Raw genomic sequence first — 21,139 nt, forward strand, 5'->3', positions numbered from 1 at the left:
CATCGGGGCCACGTTACGCCCCTTGCGAGATGCAAAAGGACAAAAAATGCTGGAAATCAACAACCTGCACGTCAAACTTGAGGAAGAAGACAAGCAAATTCTGAAAGGGGTCGACCTGACGGTCGAGCCTGGCAAGGTGCATGCGATCATGGGGCCCAATGGCTCGGGCAAATCAACGCTCAGCTACGTGTTGTCAGGCCGTGATGGCTATGAGGTGACCGAGGGCGGCGCGACGCTTGATGGCGAGGATCTGCTTGAGATGGAACCGGAAGAACGTGCAGCCGCAGGTGTGTTTCTGGCGTTCCAGTACCCGGTCGAGATTCCCGGTGTAGGCAACATGACCTTCCTGCGCACCGCCGTGAATGCGCAGCGCAAAGCACGTGGCGAGGAAGAGCTGTCGGCGACAGATTTTTTGAAAGAGGTTCGTGCCAAGGCCAAGGCTCTGAAAATCGACGCTGAAATGTTGAAACGCCCGGTCAATGTGGGCTTTTCAGGCGGTGAGAAAAAGCGCAATGAAATCCTGCAAATGGCGATGCTTGAGCCGAAGATGTGTATCCTGGACGAAACGGACTCGGGCCTTGACGTAGACGCGATGAAGCTGGTGGCCGAGGGCGTGAACGCGTTGCGTGATGAGGGGCGCGGGTTCCTTGTTATCACGCACTATCAGCGGCTTCTCGATCACATCAAACCTGACGTGGTTCACATCATGGCGGATGGTCGTATCGTGAAATCCGGTGGTCCCGATCTGGCGCTGGAAGTTGAAAACAACGGCTATGCCGACATACTGGCCGAGGTGAACTGATGGCATTGCCCCAAGCAAAACAAACGGCGACCGAGGAACGGCTGGCAGCGCTGACCATGCCGGATGCGGGATGCACACGCAAAGCGCGCGAAGCCGCAATTGCACGTGTAAGCGCGATGGGTCTGCCCAGTCGTCGAGATGAATACTGGAAATATACTCGTCCAGACACTCTGGTCTCTGCGGAAGCTCCCAGTGCTGCTTTGTTCAAAACGGATGAACCGGCTCTGTTCCACGCGCTCGACCGGCTGAAGATCGTTTTCATTGATGGCGTATTCAGCCCGGAAGAGTCCGATGATCTGTCTCTGGAGGGTGTAACGATCGATCGGCTGGAAGATATCTGTTGCAAAGATATCCATTGGGCCAAAGAGTTATACGGCGTTCTTGAAGAAAAAGGCCAAAATCCAGTGGCGCGTCCCTTGGCGGCGCTGAACACGGCCTATGCATCTGACGGCGTTGCCATTCATGTATCTGGCAAGCCGAGCAAACCGATTAACCTGATTTATCGCCATGAATCCGAAACGTCGGATGCAATCCTGCATCATGTCGTTCGGGTTGAAAGCGGTGCCGAAGTCACGATCCTTGAAAACGGACCCGCAGCTTCGCGCTTCAACAAATGCATGGAGATCGATATCGCCGACAATGGCACACTGCATCATATCCGTGCGCAGGGCCGGGATCATCAACGCCGTGCGGCGACTCATATGTTCTCGCGGCTTGGTAAGGAATCCGTCTATAAATCCTTCACGCTGACCGTGAACGGAGTTTTGACGCGAAACGAGCAAGTCGTCGAACTGACGGGTGACGATGCGGTCGCGCACGTGGCGGGTGCGTGTGTTGGAGACGGTGATTTTCTCCATGATGACACGGTCTTTGTCACCCATGATGCGGTGAATTGCGAAAGCCGCCAAGTGTTCAAGAAGGTGCTTCGCAACGGGGCGACGGGTGTTTTTCAGGGCAAGATCTTGGTAAAGGAAGGCGCTCAGAAAACCGACGGTTACCAGATCAGCCAGTCGCTGCTTCTGGACGATGACAGTCAGTTCCTCGCAAAGCCCGAGCTCGAGATTTACGCCGATGACGTGGCGTGTTCGCACGGTTCAACCTCTGGCGCCATTGATGAAACGGCTTTATTCTACCTACGCTCGCGTGGAGTCCCGACGGCAGAGGCAACGGACATGTTGACACTGGCCTTCCTGGCTGAAGCCGTTGATGAAATCGAGGACGAGGATCTGGCAGCTGATATCGTGTCCCGATTGCAAGATTGGCTGGCACGCCGCCGCTGATGCCTGTCACAACTGATATCGTGGCCACGTATCGCGGACCGGGGCGTGTGGTGCGTCGGCTGCTTGATATGGGGCCGCGCGAAGATCGCGCATTGGCGTTTGTGATGGCGTTCTGTGTAATAGGCTTTATCGCGCAATTGCCCGGCCTTGCACGGAGGGCTCATCTGGAAGGGATAGAGCTGAACATGCTGATGGGCGGGGCCCTGTTGGGCTCGGTCTTTATACTGCCATTGTGCTTTTATCTTCTTGCTTGGCTCACCCATTTCATCGCGCGGATGATGGGGGGCGTTGGCACCAGCTATGGCGCGCGGCTAGCCTTGTTCTGGGCGCTTCTCGCGTCAGCGCCTTTGGTGTTGCTGAATGGGCTGGTGTCCGGTTTCATCGGCCCCGGGTCAGCGCAAACACTTGTGGGGCTGTTATGGGTTGCGGTTTTTCTCTGGTTCTGGTTGTCGGGCCTCAAGCAATCGCAAAAGGCTGCTAAATGAATTCCACCGCACTGCTCAACCTGGTCGTTCTGACCCTGTCTGATCCAGCCGAAGCCGCAAGACGATTGCTCGCGTTGCGGCTGGGTACGGATGTACTGTGGCTCGCCTTCTCTCTCGCGGTGATCCTGAACGCTCTGGTCCAGTCTGCGTCCAGCTTCGTCCTGCCGCTTATCAGTCCGGATGTTCAGCAACTGGCTGAGCCACTATCGAGGACGCTTTTTGTTTCCGTTGCGGCAATCATGATCAGCGTCGTGACGTTCCTGTTAGTGGGCCGCGTCCTGGGTGGAACGGGAACGTTCAATGACTTCATGGCGCTGATTGTCTGGTTGCAAATCCTGCAAATTGCGGGGCAAGCAATCATTCTAGCGCTGGTTGCAGCGCTGCCGTTTCTATTCTTACCGGCCAGTCTGGCGATGCTGGGTCTTAGCCTTTACATCACCCTGCATTTTCTCAACGAGGCGCATCGATTTAATTCGTTGGGAAAGTCGTTTGTTGTGATCCTGATCTCTGGTCTTGTGGCCGTCCCGTTTGTTCTTTGGCTGATCCCCGCCGGGTCTGTATAGGGAAGTCCTGTCTATGTATGACGTACAAAAAATCCGCGCAGATTTTCCGATCCTGTCACGTCAGGTCAACGGAAAGCCGCTGACTTATCTAGACAATGGGGCCTCCGCGCAGAAACCCCAGGTAGTGATCGACGCGATCACGCAGGCCTATGCGCACGAATATTCGAACGTGCATCGAGGGCTTCACTATCTGTCAAATCTCGCGACCGAGAAATATGAGGCCGTCCGTGGCATGGTTGCGCGGTTTCTGGGCGTATCAAACGAGAATGAGATTGTCCTGAATTCGGGTACGACCGAGGGAATCAATTTGGTCGCCTACGGTTGGGCAATGCCACGCCTGCAGGCGGGGGACGAGATTGTCCTCAGCGTGATGGAACATCACGCCAACATCGTGCCGTGGCACTTCCTGCGCGAACGGCAGGGCGTGGTGCTGAAATGGATCGACGTCGATGCGACCGGCCATCTTGACCCTCAGGCAGTAATCGACGCCATTGGCCCCAAGACAAAGCTGGTTGCGGTGACCCAGTGCTCGAACGTGCTGGGCTCTGTGGTTGATGTCAAAGCAATCACGCAAGGCGCCCACGCCAAAGGCGTTCCGGTTCTGGTGGATGGCAGCCAGGGCGCGGTTCATATGCCCGTCAATGTCGATGACATCGGATGTGACTTCTATGCCATCACGGGTCATAAACTGTACGGCCCGTCCGGTTCTGGCGCAATTTTTATCAAATCGGACCGCATGGCTGAAATGCGCCCCTTTATTGGTGGCGGTGACATGATCAAAGAGGTTTCAAAAGATCAGGTGATCTACAACGATCCGCCAATGAAGTTCGAGGCCGGAACCCCCGGCATCGTGCAGACCATCGGGTTGGGTGTGGCGCTTGACTATATGATGGACCTTGGCATGGAGAGCATCGCATCGCATGAGGCCGGCTTGCGCGATTATGCGATGCAACGGTTGAATGGATTGAACTGGCTGCAGGTTCAAGGCACCACAGCGAACAAAGCCGCGATATTCAGCTTTACTTTGGATGGGGCAGGGCATGCCCATGATGTTTCAACCATTCTGGACAAAAAGGGTGTCGCCGTGCGCGCAGGCCACCACTGCGCCGGGCCGCTGATGGATCATTTGGGGGTCACTGCTACCTGTCGTGCCAGCTTTGGGCTTTATAACACGACTGATGAGGTCGACACTTTGATCGATGCGTTGGAGCTTGCCCACGATCTGTTTGCCTGATCGTACTGCGGATTTGCAGTTGCACCCGGATTGGAACGAGGGTAGCTAACGGCCAAGGCACCTGTAGCTCAGCTGGATAGAGCGCTGCCCTCCGAAGGCAGAGGCCAGAGGTTCGAATCCTCTCAGGTGCGCCATTTCACCCTTGCTAGTCGTCATATTACGCAGAACTGACGGTGCACGAACCTGTTTTTCCAGGCAAAACAAAACCCCCGCCAGAACTATCTGATGGGGGTTGTGCAACAGCGAAAGATGAAATGCTCGATTAGCCGCGCCACGAGCGGATGACACCGCAATCCATGTGAACGAAATTCGAACGATAGTACTGTCCAACGCCACCGGCACGACAGGCCATCGCTGCTTTACCCATTTGCGAGACCGAGCGTGATGACAGTCGCAGATCAGCAGCCTGACCCTTCATATGAAGCGAATTCTTGGCAACACCCCGCGAGCGGCGGCGCAGCATTGCGTTGGTTTGCGGCGAGCGGTAACCCGACAGCAGCATGTAGGGTTCGCTGACATCCAGAAGATTGTGGGTGGCAGCCATGATGTCGATGGTCCTCAGGTCCACGGACTTGACTTGATCGCTGCGCCAGTCGCGCATGAAGTGGTTGACCTCTTTCACCGCGTCTTTGATGTATTTGCCATCAACCCAATAGACCATATCGATACGTTCACCGGTACGGCCGGAATACATGCGGATACGGCGAATATCACCTCCGCCGCGAAGGAAACCTGCTGCGTTGGAATATGTGGGGGCTGCAACAACTGCGGTTGCGGCGAATGCGCCCAATAGGGCACGCCGGGTCAGGCCCGAGGTACTGCTCTTGGTCATTTTTTGTTTCGTCCCGTACTGTTCCTGCCTGCACACGATGTTACGCGCGCCGTATTAATTTTTTCCCATCCCAGATGCGGGATTTATGGCACAGTAGGATTCAACAGCCAAGAAATCTTTGGTCGCAGTCAAATCAAGGGGGAAATTTCGGCAGTTTTTTGCGCAACTGATGCAAGTATGCTTGCTTTTGGCGCAGTTCGCGCGTCGGCGATGCAAACGCGCACCAGGGGTCAAAGAAGCGGTCTGGTGATGAATTTGTGAATAGACATCAGGCGCTCAGCAAAACATTATTTTCAGACGCCGTTTATAGGGCGTGACAAGTCATTGAAGAAACAGGGCCATCCTATGTCATTTGTTACCCGTGCTCGTTCAAGTGTTTTTATCGCCGCTTTCCTTGTGGCTTCGGCCTCAGTCGCGCAGGCGGGGACGGATGGCACAGCGTTTCAAATGGCCGTTGCGGAAAGTGTGTCCAACAGCCCGGCAATTGCTGAGTTTTATCGCACAAACGGGTTTGATCCGGTTTGGGTTGGCGATACGCCCGAACATGCTGCACGACGCAAAGCCCTGATCGAAGCGCTTTCGACGACCGATCTGCATGGATTGCCTGGGGCACGTTACGACGTCCAGACTTTGAAGACAAAGATGCAGGACGCGCGCAACACCCGTGATCTGGGCATGCTCGAGGCCGAGCTGACTCGGGTTTTTGTCAAATATGCCAGAGACTTGCATTCCGGTTCTGTAACGCCTTCGCAGATTGATCCCGGCCTAGTGCGGGCGGTGGAACGACGCAGCGCCGCAGAGCATCTTGAACTGCTCGTTTCCAGCCAGGGTGATACCTATTTCAGGGATATGATGCCTCAATCGCGCCAGTATCTTGCGCTGTTGAAACAGAAGAAGGCGCTGGAAGCGCTGATGACACAAGGTGGCTGGGGCGAGACCGTTCCTGTCTCCAAGCTTGAGCTTGGGGACACAGGGAACAGTGTCATCAGGCTGCGCAATCGACTTGTCGCGATGGGTTATCTGAAGCCTACTGCCAGCCCAAACTATGATGATGCGCTGTTTGCGGCGGTGCAATCCTTTCAGGCTGCTCATGGTCTTGAGGCGGATGGCGTAGCTGGCAAAGGCACTATTTCCGAGATCAATCGCCCAGTTTCAGACCGCTTGAAAGCTGTTTACGTTGCGCTTGAACGGGAGCGCTGGTTACCCAAAGACCGTGGTGAGCGGCATATTCTGGTGAATCTGGCCGATTTTTCTGCCAAGATCGTCGATGACGGGCAGGTCACGTTTGAGACTCGTGCTGTGATCGGCAAAAACACACATGATCGCCGCAGCCCAGAGTTCTCGGATGAGATGGAGCATATGGTGATCAACCCAAGTTGGTATGTGCCACGCTCGATCATCACGAAGGAATATCTGCCGCAATTACGGGCCAATCCAAATGCTGTCGGCCATATCCAGATCACCGACCGCCGTGGCCGTCAGGTGAATCGTGGAGCGGTTGACTTTACCCAGTTCACTGCGCGTAATTTCCCGTTTTCCATGCGTCAGCCCCCCAGCAAAAGCAACGCACTGGGGCTGGTGAAGTTCATGTTCCCTAATAAGTACAACATCTATCTGCATGATACGCCTCAGAAATCTCTGTTCGCACGCGAGGTTCGGGCATTCTCGCATGGATGCATCCGTTTGGCGCAACCGTTCGAGTTTGCCTATAAGCTGCTGGCCAAGCAGGAGGAGGATCCAAAGGCGTTTTTCCACCGCGTGCTGAACGCGGGCAAAGAAACGAAGGTTGAACTGGATAAAAAAATTCCGGTGCATCTGATTTATCGCACGGCCTATATTGGCCCCAAAGGCGAGGTGCAGTATCGCCGCGACGTGTATGACCGGGATCGCAAAATCTGGGAAGCGCTGCAAAAGGCAGGGGTGGTCCTGCCGGACGTTCAAGGGTAATCACGAGGCAAATCCCGCCACGAGGACGCCCGACATGCAGTTTACCGTTCAACAAATCGCCGATTCCCTGGGGGTCGCCGCAGAAGGCCAGACTGGCCTGACCATCTTGCGGGCAGCCGAGCCGGGAGATGCCGGGCCAACCGATCTGGCCATGGCGATGTCGCCAAAATATGCTGAAGCCTTGGAGACCGGTACAGCACGGGCCGCGGTTTTGTGGGATGGCGCGGACTGGAAAGCACTGGGGCTTGAGGCCGCCATTTTTGTGCAACGCCCCCGCATGGCGATGGCAGGGATCACCGCGATGCTGGATCGCGGGCAGGGGATCGCGCCGGGAATTCATCCATCGGCTGTCATTGATGAAACCGCCGAGATCGGGGTCGACGTATCGGTCGGCCCGCTTGCTGTTATCGGTGCGCGCGCGCGCGTCGGCGCGGGTTCGGTTATCGGCCCGCATTGCGTGATCGGGATGGATGCGTCGCTTGGTGAAAACGCGCTGCTGCGCGAAATGGTCAGCATCGGTGCGCGGGCTCAAATCGGTGATCGCTTTATCGCGCAGCCGGGTGCCCGTATCGGCGGGGACGGTTTCAGCTATGTCACACCAGAAGTCTCGGGTGCCGAAAATGCGCGGAAAACTCTGGGTGATCAGGGGGATGCAAAGGCGCAAAGCTGGTTGCGCATCCATTCGCTGGGTGCGGTCGAGATTGGCGACGACGTCGAAGTCGGCTCGAACTGCACTGTCGACAACGGGACCATACGCAATACTGTAATCGGAAGTGGATCGAAACTGGATAATCTTGTCCACGTGGGACACAACACCCGAGTCGGGCAGGATTGTTTGTTATGTGGGCAAACCGGCGTTTCTGGTTCGGTCGAGATTGGTAATAACGTAGTACTGGGTGGTCAGACTGGTGTTGTCGACAATATTTTCATCGGGGATGGCGTGATTGCCGGTGGCGGCACCAAGATTCTGTCAAATGTTCCTGCTGGTCGCGTGATCATGGGCTACCCGGGCATTAAAATGGAAAGCCATACCGAGATATATAAAGCCCAACGTCGTCTGCCCCGATTGTCGCGCGACGTCGAGGCGTTGAAAAAGGCTGTTTTCAAACAGCCTTCAAGTGATTAAATCATCCCCAAGGCGAAAATCAGGGGATCGAGATGAGCATCAGCGACCGCGTCATAGCAATCATTGCCGAACAGGCCGTGCTTGAGCCTTCGGATGTGACGCCCGACAGTACGCTCGAAGAATTGGGCATCGATAGCCTGGGTCTTGTTGAGAGTATCTTTGCCATCGAGGAAGAGTTCGATATCACCGTGCCCTTCAACGCAAACGAGCCCACATCCGGCGATTTCGACATTTCGAATGTGACAGCGATCATTGCGGGTATCGAAAAACTCGTATCGGAAAAGGTCTGACCGCCGGTATGAAACGCGTCGTCATTACGGGTGCTGGCACCATTAATGCGTTGGGCCATTCCGTCCCCGACACTCTGGAAGCCATGCGCGAGGGTCGTTGTGGTATCTCCGAGCTTGAGTTTCGTGATGTGGATCGCCTGTCGATCAAGATCGGTGGTCAAGTCCGGGGTTTTGAGGCCGAGGGCCGTTTCAACCGCCAACAGATGACGCTGTATGATCGGTTCACGCAGTTCACGTTAACCGCCGCCAAAGAAGCGATCGATCAATCCGGCATCGTATTCTCGGGTGACACAGCCGCGCGGTCGGGGGTGGTTCTGGGAACGGCCGGTGGTGGCGTCTCCACCTGGGATGACAACTACCGCTCGGTTTACGAGGATGGCAAAAATCGCGTGCATCCTTTTGTCGTGCCCAAGCTGATGAACAACGCGGCGGCCAGCCACGTTTCAATGGAGCACAACCTCAAAGGCCCTAGCTTTACAGTATCAACAGCGTGTGCGTCCTCGAACCATGCAATGGCGCAGGCATTTCAGATGGTGCGCAGCGGTGCAGCGCCCACCATGGTGACCGGTGGTTCGGAGTCGATGCTGTGCTTTGGGGGCGTCAAGGCATGGGAAGGGCTTCGCGTCATGTCAAAAGATGCCTGTCGGCCCTTTAGCGCAAACCGAAACGGGATGGTGCAAGGCGAAGGTGCGGGTGTTTTTGTGTTCGAAGAATACGAACACGCGCGCGCGCGCGGAGCAGATATCCTGTGCGAGGTCGTGGGATTCGCCATGTCCTCGGACGCGGCCGACATAGTTATGCCCAGCAAACAAGGGGCAGCACGGGCCATGGCCGGGGCGTTATCGGATGCACGGCTGAATGCAAGCGATGTGGGTTACATAAATGCCCATGGGACCGGCACGGCTGCAAATGACAAAACCGAATGTGCAGCCGTTGCTGGTGTGTTTGGTCCGCACGCCGACGATCTGATGATTTCGTCAACAAAGTCCATGCACGGACACCTGATCGGCGGAACCGGCGCAGTTGAGCTATTAGCCTGTATCATGGCCCTGCGCGACGGGGTGATCGCCCCGACCATTGGCTATGAAGAGCCCGACCCCGAATGCGCGCTGGATGTGGTGCCAAACGAGTCGCGTGAGGCGAAAGTTAATGTCGCCCTTAGCAATGCTTTCGCCTTTGGTGGGCTGAACGCCGTTCTTGCGTTGAAGCGTATATGAAGAAACCGCCGTGTTATCACGGCGGCTTTCTTATTCGATGTTTTTGCGGGGCTTAATTTATGGAAACATTCAGCCCGTCAAAGCCTGCTGTGAAGCCAGACAAAGACATGTCCATATTCAGAACCTGATCTGGCAGGCGCGCAGGAACCAGCGACAGCACCGCCTTTTGGCCTGATTTCATCGCGTCGATATCACCCTGAGTCAAACCCAGTTGCGCCACGCAGCCAACCGGAATGCAGTGGTGATAATTGTAAAGCTTGCGCGGTGCCCCATCGATCGACATAGCCAATTGCGCCTGCAGCAGGGTTTCGAGCGGTACAACAACATTCGCCCAAGCAACAGCGGCACCGCCTTCGGGCAGTTTTCCGATCGAAACTTCGGCAATCGGATCACCCTGTTGGTTATTCAGGATCTGAACCATCGCGCAGGGATCGTCTTCGCCTTCGGTTTTGATGCAGGAAATATTCCATTCACCCGTTTGTTCTTTGACGTATTGCTCGCCAACACGGGGACCGGATTCACCCAGATCCAGATCGCTGCCAACTTCGGCTTCAGCACCGGCTTCAGGTTGCTGTGTGGTTTCCTGCGCAAATGCTGTTCCGCATAAAAGTGCTGCGGCCGCCACATTAAAAGGGACAAGTTTCCTGATCATGAATGCCTCATCTAACTGATCCAGTTTTTTGTTTCCTCTATCACCGCAATTCAGTGGTGTCAGGGTAAATCCGAATTCCAGACCGGGAATTGATCGTTTTTTGCCGAAATGCGTGGGAAACACCGCGATCTGCAACGAAAAAGGGAGCCGGTGGAGCGGCTCCCTTCCTGAATATTTTCTCCCCGTCGGACTGGCCGACTTAGTTATGCGCAGACGTTACGAAAGGGGAACCCGTTGGTCAACTCCTAACCCTAAAAAACTATTCTTGCGTCTTTCGGTTTTTGTAGAATTTAAAAAAAGCCGTGCCCAAAGGCACGGCCAGTCGACAGGGAGGAAGTTTGCACCCGCAGCCAAGCCACGAGAAGCAACATTTACTCTCGCAGCGAAAGGTTAACTTTGTATGCTTGCAGCAGATCGGTAGAATTCGGGACAGATTTTCAATGGACAACAAGATCTTCGTAGGCGGTGGTGGCGACGGCTATTCAGTGGCACAGGGGCTGTCGCTGAAATATGCGAACCGCCATGGCCTGATTGCTGGTGCGACCGGTACGGGCAAAACGGTTACGCTGCAAATTCTGGCTGAAGGCTTCTCACAGGCGGGGGTTCCAGTGTTTCTGGCCGATGTGAAAGGTGACTTGTCGGGGCTGGCGCTGCCTGGAAGCGAAACCCACAAATTACACCAGGCTTTTTTGGATCGGGCCGAGAAGATCGGGTTCGGCACATTCTCTTACGCCGCGTGTCCAGTCACGTTCTGGGATCTGTTTGGCGAGCAGGGGCATCCGGTCCGGACCACAGTGACCGAGATGGGCCCACTGCTACTATCGCGACTGATGGAGCTGAGCGAGGCGCAGGAAGGCATTCTGAACATCGCCTTTCGGGTCGCAGACGAAGAAGGCATGCCGCTGCTCGACCTGAAAGACCTGCAGGCATTGCTGGTCTGGATAGGCGAGAATCGCGCCCAACTATCGCTGCGCTATGGCAATGTCTCGACATCTTCGATCGGTGCTATTCAACGCCGCTTGCTGGTTCTGGAAAATCAGGGCGGTACCAATCTGTTTGGCGAGCCTGCGTTGGACCTGGCCGACCTGATGCGGACAGATGCGAACGGGCAGGGGATGGTGAACATTCTGGCCTCTGACAAGCTGATGGGCTCTCCGCGCCTATACGCGACTTTCCTGTTGTGGCTGCTTAGCGAATTGTTTGAAGAACTGCCCGAAGTGGGGGACCCTGAAAAACCGAAGCTGGTGTTCTTCTTTGACGAAGCGCACTTGCTGTTCGAGGACGCCCCCAAGGTGCTGGTGGACAAGGTCGAGCAGGTGGCGCGCCTGATCCGATCAAAGGGCGTTGGCGTTTATTTCATCTCGCAGAATCCGGCAGACATCCCGGAAGATATTTTGGGTCAGCTGGGCAACCGGGTCCAACATGCGCTGCGGGCCTTCACAGCGCGCGACCGCAAGAATCTGCGACTTGCTGCTGAGACCTATCGTGAAAACCCAGCTTTCGATACTGAGACCGCAATCCGAGAGGTGGGCGTGGGCGAGGCCGTGACGTCGATGCTGCAAAAGAAGGGTGTACCGGGCGTGGTCGAGCGCACTTTGATCCGGCCACCGGGCTCACAACTTGGTCCGATTACCAAAGCTGAGCGTCAGTCGGTGATCAAAGCTTCGCCGATGGATGCAAAATACGGCAAGCGTATCGACCGCAAATCGGCGTTTGAGATTCTGCAGGCGCGCGCGGATGCCGCTGCGAATGCGGCGGAACAGGCGGAATCCGACGAAGTTCTGGAACAGCAGACCCCGGCAGAACGCGAATACGCCTCGGCCCGAAGGTATTCGGGCAACCGCGTTGGGCGATCGTCATCTCGTCTTTCGCGCAAAAAGGATAGCTTCGCCACGGCCATGAGCGAGGCCGTGATCAAAGAGCTGAAAGGAACAACTGGCCGCCGCATCGTCAGGGGCATACTGGGCGGCTTGTTCCGCAATCGATAGAATCCGGAGCGCAGCGCGCGCCGAACCAGTCGCGCGCCCATATTGTTATCGATTAAGCCGGCGCAGGCCTTCCTGTCTGCAATAATTATCCGCCTCGGGCACCGACATTTTGGTGGCCGGAAAATCGATTGCGCGGTCCCAGGTGACGCGGTCCTGGCGGTAAAGCTGACAGGTCACAACACCTTTGGGCGTCTGGACCTTGACCGGGGTGGTCTCCAACTGTTCGGGTGAGGGAATACACGCTGATAGCGTTGCCATCAGCGGGATCCCGATTGCGAAAACTCTGAGTGGTTTAATCATTGCGACTACGGTGCTCTCATCTTGGTTAACTGTCAGATCGTTACAACTCCGCACCAAACAAACATGGTATGGGGCACAGCGCGATGTGGTGGATCACGATACACCGATTTAGAGCGTTCTGACTCGCCGCACAATAAAACGCACCGATTAACGGTGCGTTAGGGGAATTTCGCAGGAAATTTTGCTTATTTCTCGGGGATCAGCCCTCTTGGACTGAATCTGAGAACAATCAAAAGAATCAGTCCCATGGTGAACAGGCGCATATGTGCGGCGCTATCGATCAGATGCGTCTTAAGTGCGCTGCCGTCAGGCATGCCTGAGGTTATCAGGTTCATCAGCCACAGGCCCATGGGTTCAACCTGAACCCACAGGAACCAGATCAGGAACGCTCCCAGTACGGCTCCGAAATTGTTGCCCGACCCGCCGACGATCACCATGACCCAGACAAGGAAGGTAAAGCGGAGCGGGTTGTAAGTGCCCGGCGTCAGCTGCCCGTCCAAAGTGGTCATCATCGCACCGGCGATGCCGCAGATGGCTGAGCCCAGAACAAAGATCTGTAGATGGCGGCGGGTGACATCCTTGCCCATCGCCTCGGCGGCAACCTCGTTGTCGCGGATGGCGCGCATCATGCGGCCCCAAGGGCTTTTCAACGCCATCTGAGCCATCCACAGCAGCACCATTAGCACGATCAGGAACAGCAAAGAGTAGCCCAGCTTGACGGAAAGCGTCGAGGCAGTAACCGGATCCAGCCCGAACCACTCGGCCCTTGCAAGGAAAGTTGGGTCTTGCTGCAATTCAACTTCGTAGCCAACCACCGGTGAGGGGCGTGGAATGCCGTAGACGTTCTTGACCCCACGTGCCAGCCAGTCCTCGTTTTTCATGACGGCGATGATGATCTCGGCGATACCAAGTGTGGCGATTGCCAAATAGTCCGAGCGCAGGCCCAGCGCTGTTTTTCCGATCAGCCATGCTGCGCCCGCCGCCAAAAGTCCCCCGGCAGGCCAAGCGAATAGGACAGGAAGGTTCAAACCGCCGATATTACCAGCGACAGCAGGATCAATCGCTTCGATCGCAGCTACGTTGGGATCAAAAATTGCGCGGTAAACAAAAAAACCTACGACCAGAATACCGATGATTGCAAAGGTTTGTGTGCGTCCCTTGGGCATTTTTTGGGCCACCATCACAGCTGCAACCACGGTTGCCGCGCCCATTAAAAGCGACAGGATGACGCCATATCCTCCACCAGACCAGGCGCCGGGGGTTGGGGGTGTCGAAACCAGCACAACCGCGAGCCCGCCCAGCGCGACAAAGCCCATGACACCAACGTTGAAGAGGCCAGCAAAGCCCCATTGCAGGTTGACGCCAATCGACATGATGGCCGAGATCAAGCCCATGTTCAGGATCAGGATTGCGGCGTTCCAGCTTTGGGTGAATCCGGTCAACAGGATGAGTGCGCCGACGACCACAAAAAGCAGCGTGTTTTTGACGGGCTCGCTCATATCACTTTTCCTTTGAACAAGCCGGTTGGCTTAAACAGAAGTACGATCAGCAAAATGGCAAAGCTGACAGCGAATTTGTAATCGGTGGACAGGAACTGCACCAAACCTGACGGCTCCAGATTTTCAGGTGCCAGATAGGTGAGCACTTTCTTCCACGCGTAGGTGATCGTCACCTCAGAAAACGCGATGATGAAACCGCCCGCGATAGCGCCCAGAGGGTTTCCGAGGCCACCCACGATAGCCGAGGCAAAAATCGGCAGCAAAAGCTGGAAATAGACAAATGGCTTGAAGCTTTTGTCGAGGCCGTAGAGCACACCAGCAGTGGTCGCCAGCGCGGCAACGATGATCCATGTGATCATCACCACGCGCTCGGGGTTGATACCGGACAGCAACGCAAGATCCTCATTGTCAGAATAGGCCCGCATTGATTTGCCGGTGCGCGTTTTGTTCAGGAACCAGAACAACAGCGCCACGGCGACAACCGCGACGATCACCGTGATGCCCTGGGAGGTCTTGATTGCCAGCCCTTCACGCAGCCCAGTCATCGCCTTGAAATCTCGCGCCGAGACGATGAAACGCGCTCCGTCCGAGAACCTTTGGTCATCCGGACCGATGATGAAACGAACCAGCCCGTTCATGATGAACATCACGCCCATCGAGACGATCACCAGAATGACAGGTTTGGCCTTCTGTTCCCGATAGAAGCGATAGACCAACCGGTCGGTGATCAGCACCAGAACGATACAGCCCAAAATGGCAAAGGGCAGGGCGAGCAGAGCCGTTGGCAACGGCCCGAAACTGACGCCTGCGGCTTGTAGGCCCCAAGTGACCAGCACCGCGATCATCGCGCCAAAGGCCATCGTATCGCCATGGGCAAAGTTCGAAAACCGCAGGATGCCGTAGATCAGCGTCACCCCCAAAGCGCCCAGCGCCAACTGGCTGCCATAGGCGATTGCGGGAACAAGAACGAAGTTGGAGAGCGCCACAAGGGCGTTGAGGAAGTCCATTAGTTAGTTACCTCATTTTCCAAGCTCGTACGTCTTTTCGACCTGATTTCAGAGTGATCAAACACGAGAGTAGCTGTCACTGGCGTCATCCCCCCAAGAAACTCTTGCGAACTTCTGGATCGGCCAGCAGTTCCTTGCCCGTGCCGGTATAGGCATTGCGCCCCTGAACCAGCACATATCCCTTGTCGGCGATCTCGAGCGCCTGACGGGCGTTTTGCTCGACCATCAAGATCGGCAGCCCGGTTCGGGAAACCTCGATGATCCGGTCAAACAGCTCATCCATTACGATGGGTGAGACACCCGCGGTGGGTTCGTCCAGCATCAGCACCTTGGGCTGGGTCATCAGCGCGCGGCCCACGGCAACCTGTTGGCGTTGGCCGCCTGACAGCTCTCCGGCGGCCTGATTGCGTTTGTCGCGGAGAATGGGGAAGAGGTCATAGACCTGCTCCATCGTATCCGAGAAATCGTCACGACGGATGAAGGCGCCCATCTCAAGGTTCTCTTCCACCGTCATCGACGTAAAAATGTTCGAGGTCTGTGGCACAAAACCCATGCCGCGCACCACACGATCTTGCGGGCTGAGATTGGTGATGTCTTCACCATCCAGCCGAACAGACCCTTGGCGCACATCCAGCATCCCAAAAACGGCTTTCATCGCGGTGGATTTGCCCGCACCGTTGGGGCCGACGATCACAGCGATCTCACCCTTGTCAACGGCAATGGTGCAGTCATGCAGGATGTCCGGCCCTTTGCCATAGCCGCCGGTCATGGTGTCGCCAATCAGGAAAGGACCGCCCTCGACCCGATGCGTTTCACCGCTTTTGCGATGCGCTGGAGTCATGGTGCCGACACCATGCGTATTGGTGATCGAGGCGTCCTTGTTGCCCTTGTCGTCCTGGTAGGGGTTGTCGCTCATGCGCCCGCCTCCAGCTTGTCTTTGTTCTTCAGGCCGGTGCCTAGGTAGGCTTCGATCACGTGTTCATTGGCCTTGATCTCGTCCAGAGTGCCTTCGGCCAGCACCTTTCCCTCGGCCATACAGATGACCGGGTCGCAAATCTTGCCGATGAAATCCATGTCGTGCTCGATAACGACGAAGGTATAGCCGCGTTCCTTGTTCAGGCGCAGGATCGTGTCGGCGATGGTCATCAGCAGGGTGCGGTTCACACCAGCGCCGACCTCGTCCAAAAACACGATCTTGGCATCGACCATCATGGTTCGGCCAAGTTCCAGCAGCTTCTTCTGACCGCCCGAGACCTGACCGGCCTTGTGATCGGCCAGATGTTCGATTGTCAGGAATTCCAGCACCTCATCGGCTTTCGCCCTAAGTGCGCGTTCCTCATCCGCGATACGCTTACGCCCGAACCATGTGTTCCACAGCGATTCCCCGGATTGTGCGCCGGGCACCATCATCAGGTTTTCACGGCAGCTCATCGACGAAAACTCATGCGCGATCTGGAAGGTGCGCAGCAGGCCCTTATGAAACAGCTCGTGCGGGGGCAGGCCAGTGATATCCTCACCGTCCATGTGTACCTTACCGCTAGTCGGTGGAAGTACGCCCGCGATCACGTTGAATAGCGTGGTTTTTCCGGCCCCGTTCGGTCCGATCAGACCGGTGATCGAGCCCTTTTGGATTTCCAGCGATGCCCCGTCCACCGCATGAAACCCGCCGAAATGCTTGTGCACGTCATCGACGACGATCATCTTTTCCCCTAGCCGCCGTTTTCGGCGTTTTTACCATCCCCGTTAACCGGAGTGCGGCCTTTTTTCATTGAAACAGCCCGGACACAAGGGCCGGGCTGCTTGTTTTTATGACTTTTAACCTTGGATCAACGGAAGTTGACGGTCTTGTTTTCGCCGTCGGTCACCTCGATCTCGCGATAGGAACCTGCGCTTTCGCCAGGGCCGATCAGCTCAACGCCCGATGCGCCGACATAATCGATGTCCTGACCGGCAGCCAACAGCTCCAGACCTTTAGCCAGTTCTCCGGGGAAGATTTGCTCACCCGGAGCATTGGCGACATCCATGATTTTCGCGCCGTATTCAGCGGGGTTGGTCGAACCTGCGGCCTGCATCGCCAGCATGAACAGCGCGGCGGCGTCATAGCTTTCCGGCGAGTAGGGCGACGAACCGTCAAAGCCCGCAGCTTCAGCCATGGCAAAGTACTTCTCGGCACCTTCACCGCCCGAGCCAGCGATCTGACCGAACGAGCCGTTCAGGTCGGGACCAACGTTTGTCGGCAGCGAGTCACCGATCATGCCGCCGGGCAGACCGAATGTATCAAACGCGCCGCTGTCCAGCGCCGACTGGATGATGCCCAGACCACCCTGATCCAGATAACCGGCAACGACCAGAATATCGCCACCGGCCGAGGCCAGCGCGCCCACTTCAGCCGAGTAGTCGGCTTTGCCGTCTTCGTGCGCGGCAACGATGGTCACCTCGCCACCCGATGCCTCGAACGAGGACTGGATCGCATCCGCCAGACCCTTGCCATAGTCGTTGTTGGTGTAGGTCAGCGCGATCGAGCTGATGCCACGATCGTTCAGGATGTCAGCCATCACCTGACCTTCACGCGCATCCGACGGGGCGGTGCGGAAGAACAGGCCGTTGTCTTCCATGGTCGACAGACCCGGAGACGTGGCCGACGGCGAGATCATGACCATGCCGTTCGGGATCGCGACGTTCTGCAGGATCGCGCCAGTGACGCCCGAGCAGTCGCCGCCGATGATACCGGCGACGCCATCGGCGATCATACGTTCGCCGTTCGATGTGGCCAGACCATTGTCGATACAGCCGGTATCGGCGCGGGTTCCGGTCACGCTTGCGCCGTCCAGCAGTTTGCCGGATTCGGTGACCTCGGCCATCGCCATTTCTGCGCCCGAACCCATGGCCGGGGCCAGCGATTCAATCGGGCCTGTAAAGCCGAACAGCACGCCCAGCTTCACGTCCTCGGCCATAGCGGTACCCGCCAGCAGAGCGGTTGCTGCAGTAGCGGTAAGCAGCTTTTTCATTAGGTTACTCCCTATTTATCGTTTGAACGTCGTCGTTCTGGGCATGACCCTAGGCAAGCTGTCCGAAAAAGAAAAGTCCTAACAAAAAAGTGCTTTTGAAAGCAGCAATCCTATCTGTTTTGTTAGGCTAGGTCAGTTTGTTGCGGTGCACCACTAGGGATTGGGTCGGTATGATCAGAACTTTTGCGATTCTCATTCTGTCGTGCTGGTCGATTGCAGGCTGGTCCGATGTCATCAACACAACCGCCGGGCCGGTTCAGGTTACTCAGGTGGTTAGAGGCCTTGATACACCTTGGGCGATTGGCATTCTTCCGGATGGCAGCTTTGTTGTCACTGAGCGAGATGGCGAGCTTTTGTACGTTGCCGGAGGTGAGGCGAAGCGCATCAAGGGTCTGCCAAAAGTGGTCGCGAACGGGCAGGGCGGTCTGCTAGATGTCACCATCGCGCGTGACTTTAATCAGACCCGCGAGCTTTTTCTGACTTTCTCCAAATCGCAACGAGGCGGTGCAGGCACCGCTGTCGCTGTCGCTCGTTTATCGGAAAGCGGAGAACGTCTGACCAATCTGCGCGTGATATTCGAGGCCTCTCCCGGTGGCTCCGGCGGGCGCCACTTTGGTTCTCGCGTAGTTGAAGCGAATGATGGCACGTTGTTCGTCACTATCGGTGACCGAGGTGATCGCCCGGCTGCGCAGGATCGATCGAACCACATGGGTACGGTCATTCGGATCAACCGTGATGGTTCAGTTCCCAGTGATAACCCTTTTGTTGGCGATTCCAATGTAAGGCCCGAGATCTGGTCGTTTGGTCACAGAAACCCGCAGGGTGCCAATTTGGATCTGCAGGGCCGGCTTTGGGTTTCGGAACACGGGGCAAAAGGCGGGGATGAGGTTAATCTGATCAGACCCGGTGCCAATTATGGCTGGCCAGTGATTTCGTATGGCGTTCATTATTCGGGTCAGAAGATCGGTGAAGGCACGTCGAAGCAAGGAATGGAACAGCCCGAGCATTATTGGGATCCTTCCATCGCGCCCTCTGGCTTGCTGGTCTATTCCGGGAAACTATGGCCGGAATGGAAGGGAAATCTGTTCGTTGGCTCTTTGAAATTCGACTACATTGCACGTTTGGCGGGCGATCCACTGCGTGAGGCTGAGCAGATCGAAGGCCCCGAGACCGAACGTGTTCGCGACATCGCCGAAGCACCAGATGGGTCGATCTGGTTCATTTCCGTCGGGCAAGGCGCGGTTTACCGAATGACGCCCCTCTGACGGTATTAAACGGGGTTAGGGCGTTTGCTTCTATGCCATTCGGTCACGGTGTATCTGTTCCGGGCTTCAGGGTGATAAGGAGATTTGAATGAGTGATTTTGTAATCGAGCTTTGTGAAACAATGCCGCCAAAGCGCGAACTGAATTCGATCCTGGCACAATATTACGCGCTTATCGTGCAACGAATGCAGGATATGGGCTTTGAGATTGATCCAGCAGCCCCCGAAAGCGCATTGGCGGAGTTTTGGGCGCATACAGAGGATTACCTACCCCCGAATGGATGTCTTGTGGTGGCGCGAAACGATGCCGGAGACATCATTGGATGTGGGATGCTGAAACGATTTGATCACCAAACCGGAGAACTTAAGCGGGTTTTTGTGACCGAGGAGGCACGGGGGACCGGTGCCGGGCGTGCCTTGATCGAAGCCCGGGAACAGGCCGCGCGTGATATGGGTTTGAAACGCCTCATCGCCGATACGCTTACACCGAATGTCGAAATGCGCGACCTGTACCCCAAACTTGGTTTTGTTGAACTGGACTCACCAATCGAAACCACGACCTATCTGGATCAACCGATGTTACGGCCGCACCTGCACTACTTTGCGAAAGATTTGTAAGGTTTCCCTGCGGCCGTGAATCAAACAGACAACCGACCGCTCTGTGCACCGCGTTCGCGATAAGGCGTGGTGTTGTAATGCGCCCGGTAGCATTTGGAGAAATGCGACGGGCTGGCAAAGCCGCAAGCCAGCGCCACATTGATGACGCTCATATCGGTCTGCATCAGCAAGTTCCGCGCTTTATGCAGGCGCAGTTCCATGTAGTAGCGCTTGGGCGAGCGGCTGAGATAGCGGCGGAACAGACGTTCTAGCTGGCGCGTCGACATGCCTACGTCCTTGGCTAGAATAGAAGGCGAGATTGGCTCTTCTATGTTCTTTTCCATCATCAGGATAACCTGACTGAGCTTGGGGTGGCGCACGCCGATCCGTGTAGGTGTCGACAAACGTTGCGTGTCCTGATCCGTACGTATCGAAGAATAGATCATCTGATCAGCGACCGCGTTGGCCAGGTCTTCTCCGTAGTCTTCGGCAATCAGCTTGAGCATCAGGTCAATCGAGGATGTGCCGCCAGCAGTTGTCATTCGGTTGCCATCAACCAAAAACACCGACTTGGTCAGCTCTACTGTGTCGAATTCTTCGGCAAAACTGTCTGAGTTTTCCCAATGGATCGTTGCGCGCTTGCCTTCCAGCAAACCGGCTTTGGCCAGCGTATAGGCCGCGGTGCAAAGACCGCCGATTTTCAACCCTTTACGCGCTTCGCGGCGTACCCAGTTCAGGATGCGTTTGGTGGTTGCCGCTTGTACATCGACCCCCCCGCAGATCAGGACGACGTCGTCACGCTGCAATTCGGTCAGATCAGAATCAAGATTGAAAGAAGTTCCGGCTGAACAAGTCACTGTTTCACCGCCTTCGCCCGTCAAGGTCCAGGTATAAAGCACTCGGTTGGCCATTCGATTGGCGATCCGCAGACTGTCCAAAGCCGAAGCGAATGACAAAAGGGAAAACTTGTCCAGAAGCACAAATACAAAGTTATGCGGCTTGCCTGTGCTATGATCCACAGTGACAACTTGGCGTTGCTCTTGCATGGC

Annotated in this window: 21 protein-coding genes and 1 tRNA gene; 13 read left to right on the top strand and 9 right to left on the bottom strand. The window is 56.0% G+C overall.

Features of this window, described 5'->3' with window-relative positions; translation table 11 throughout:
* The first annotated feature begins 46 nt into the window (after window positions 1–46).
* The 6 genes from sufC to ACR0A1_RS04855 all read left to right on the top strand — a co-directional run bounded on the left by sufC (window position 47) and on the right by ACR0A1_RS04855 (window position 4,498).
* Window positions 47–802: a Fe-S cluster assembly ATPase SufC gene (sufC, locus tag ACR0A1_RS04830; RefSeq protein WP_480866451.1), complete on the top strand. Its 756-nt coding sequence runs from the start codon at window positions 47–49 to the stop codon at window positions 800–802.
* A complete protein-coding gene (sufD, locus tag ACR0A1_RS04835) occupies window positions 802–2,082 on the top strand; it encodes a Fe-S cluster assembly protein SufD (RefSeq protein WP_480866453.1) in 1,281 nt (426 codons plus the stop codon). The genes sufC and sufD overlap by 1 nt, the downstream gene beginning before the upstream one ends.
* A complete protein-coding gene (locus ACR0A1_RS04840; RefSeq protein WP_170393037.1) occupies window positions 2,082–2,567 on the top strand; it encodes a YIP1 family protein in 486 nt (161 codons plus the stop codon). Before sufD ends, ACR0A1_RS04840 begins: the two co-directional genes overlap by 1 nt.
* The gene (locus ACR0A1_RS04845) at window positions 2,564–3,130 is read left to right on the top strand and encodes a Yip1 family protein (protein ID WP_480866455.1); all 567 of its coding nucleotides are present in this window, start codon (window positions 2,564–2,566) and stop codon (window positions 3,128–3,130) included. Before ACR0A1_RS04840 ends, ACR0A1_RS04845 begins: the two co-directional genes overlap by 4 nt.
* Before the next feature lie 13 nt (window positions 3,131–3,143).
* The gene (locus tag ACR0A1_RS04850; RefSeq protein ID WP_480866457.1) at window positions 3,144–4,364 is read left to right on the top strand and encodes a cysteine desulfurase; all 1,221 of its coding nucleotides are present in this window, start codon (window positions 3,144–3,146) and stop codon (window positions 4,362–4,364) included.
* A gap of 57 nt (window positions 4,365–4,421) precedes the next feature.
* A tRNA-Arg gene (locus ACR0A1_RS04855) sits at window positions 4,422–4,498 on the top strand.
* Window positions 4,499–4,626: 128 nt separating this feature from the next.
* Here the strand turns inward: ACR0A1_RS04855 and mepK are convergent.
* Entirely contained in the window at window positions 4,627–5,196 is a 570-nt protein-coding gene (gene mepK / locus ACR0A1_RS04860; RefSeq protein ID WP_170393040.1) for a peptidoglycan L,D-endopeptidase MepK, read from the bottom strand.
* Between the two features lie 345 nt (window positions 5,197–5,541).
* On the opposite strand from mepK, the gene ACR0A1_RS04865 reads away from it, so the two are divergent.
* The 4 genes from ACR0A1_RS04865 to ACR0A1_RS04880 are packed head-to-tail and all read left to right on the top strand — an operon-like array spanning window position 5,542 to window position 9,776.
* Window positions 5,542–7,143 (top strand): L,D-transpeptidase family protein, encoded by a 1,602-nt coding sequence (locus ACR0A1_RS04865; protein WP_480866459.1) that lies wholly within the window; start codon window positions 5,542–5,544, stop codon window positions 7,141–7,143.
* A gap of 34 nt (window positions 7,144–7,177) precedes the next feature.
* Window positions 7,178–8,269, top strand: a complete 1,092-nt coding sequence (lpxD, locus tag ACR0A1_RS04870; protein ID WP_170510276.1) for a UDP-3-O-(3-hydroxymyristoyl)glucosamine N-acyltransferase — start codon at window positions 7,178–7,180, stop codon at window positions 8,267–8,269.
* 32 nt (window positions 8,270–8,301) lie between these two features.
* Window positions 8,302–8,559 carry an acyl carrier protein gene (locus ACR0A1_RS04875; RefSeq protein ID WP_170393043.1) on the top strand — a complete coding sequence of 86 codons (258 nt, stop codon included), beginning with the start codon at window positions 8,302–8,304 and terminating at the stop codon, window positions 8,557–8,559.
* 8 nt (window positions 8,560–8,567) lie between these two features.
* A complete protein-coding gene (locus tag ACR0A1_RS04880) occupies window positions 8,568–9,776 on the top strand; it encodes a beta-ketoacyl-[acyl-carrier-protein] synthase family protein (RefSeq protein WP_170732230.1) in 1,209 nt (402 codons plus the stop codon).
* 52 nt (window positions 9,777–9,828) lie between these two features.
* Here the strand turns inward: ACR0A1_RS04880 and ACR0A1_RS04885 are convergent, their stop codons facing one another.
* Window positions 9,829–10,428: an invasion associated locus B family protein gene (locus tag ACR0A1_RS04885; protein WP_170393045.1), complete on the bottom strand. Its 600-nt coding sequence runs from the start codon at window positions 10,426–10,428 to the stop codon at window positions 9,829–9,831.
* A 440-nt stretch (window positions 10,429–10,868) separates the two neighbouring features.
* On the opposite strand from ACR0A1_RS04885, the gene ACR0A1_RS04890 reads away from it, so the two are divergent.
* Window positions 10,869–12,416: a helicase HerA-like domain-containing protein gene (locus ACR0A1_RS04890; protein ID WP_480866461.1), complete on the top strand. Its 1,548-nt coding sequence runs from the start codon at window positions 10,869–10,871 to the stop codon at window positions 12,414–12,416.
* Window positions 12,417–12,461: 45 nt separating this feature from the next.
* On the opposite strand, the gene ACR0A1_RS04895 is transcribed toward ACR0A1_RS04890, so the two are convergent.
* The 6 genes from ACR0A1_RS04895 to ACR0A1_RS04920 form a co-directional block, all read right to left on the bottom strand.
* Entirely contained in the window at window positions 12,462–12,674 is a 213-nt protein-coding gene (locus ACR0A1_RS04895; protein WP_480438555.1) for a hypothetical protein, read from the bottom strand.
* 227 nt (window positions 12,675–12,901) lie between these two features.
* Window positions 12,902–14,215, bottom strand: coding sequence for a branched-chain amino acid ABC transporter permease (locus tag ACR0A1_RS04900; RefSeq protein ID WP_480866464.1), 1,314 nt, complete (start codon window positions 14,213–14,215; stop codon window positions 12,902–12,904).
* Window positions 14,212–15,222, bottom strand: a complete 1,011-nt coding sequence (locus ACR0A1_RS04905) for a branched-chain amino acid ABC transporter permease (RefSeq protein WP_170393049.1) — start codon at window positions 15,220–15,222, stop codon at window positions 14,212–14,214. The genes ACR0A1_RS04900 and ACR0A1_RS04905 overlap by 4 nt, the downstream gene beginning before the upstream one ends.
* Window positions 15,223–15,307: 85 nt before the next feature.
* The gene (locus ACR0A1_RS04910; RefSeq protein ID WP_170509856.1) at window positions 15,308–16,138 is read right to left on the bottom strand and encodes an ABC transporter ATP-binding protein; all 831 of its coding nucleotides are present in this window, start codon (window positions 16,136–16,138) and stop codon (window positions 15,308–15,310) included.
* Complete coding sequence (locus ACR0A1_RS04915; protein WP_170393051.1) at window positions 16,135–16,923, bottom strand: ABC transporter ATP-binding protein; 789 nt, start codon at window positions 16,921–16,923, stop codon at window positions 16,135–16,137. The genes ACR0A1_RS04910 and ACR0A1_RS04915 overlap by 4 nt, the downstream gene beginning before the upstream one ends.
* Before the next feature lie 125 nt (window positions 16,924–17,048).
* Window positions 17,049–18,230, bottom strand: a complete 1,182-nt coding sequence (locus tag ACR0A1_RS04920; protein ID WP_170510292.1) for an ABC transporter substrate-binding protein — start codon at window positions 18,228–18,230, stop codon at window positions 17,049–17,051.
* Window positions 18,231–18,400: 170 nt separating this feature from the next.
* Between ACR0A1_RS04920 and ACR0A1_RS04925 the strand changes: the two genes are divergently transcribed.
* Entirely contained in the window at window positions 18,401–19,495 is a 1,095-nt protein-coding gene (locus tag ACR0A1_RS04925; RefSeq protein ID WP_480866467.1) for a PQQ-dependent sugar dehydrogenase, read from the top strand.
* Between the two features lie 88 nt (window positions 19,496–19,583).
* Window positions 19,584–20,111, top strand: coding sequence for a GNAT family N-acetyltransferase (locus ACR0A1_RS04930; protein ID WP_480866469.1), 528 nt, complete (start codon window positions 19,584–19,586; stop codon window positions 20,109–20,111).
* Window positions 20,112–20,131: 20 nt separating this feature from the next.
* Here ACR0A1_RS04930 and ACR0A1_RS04935 read toward each other — a convergent pair whose 3' ends face one another.
* Window positions 20,132–21,136 (bottom strand): GlxA family transcriptional regulator, encoded by a 1,005-nt coding sequence (locus ACR0A1_RS04935; protein WP_480866471.1) that lies wholly within the window; start codon window positions 21,134–21,136, stop codon window positions 20,132–20,134.
* Window positions 21,137–21,139 lie beyond the last annotated feature (3 nt).

Source organism: Ruegeria sp. D6 (genome assembly GCF_056534365.1).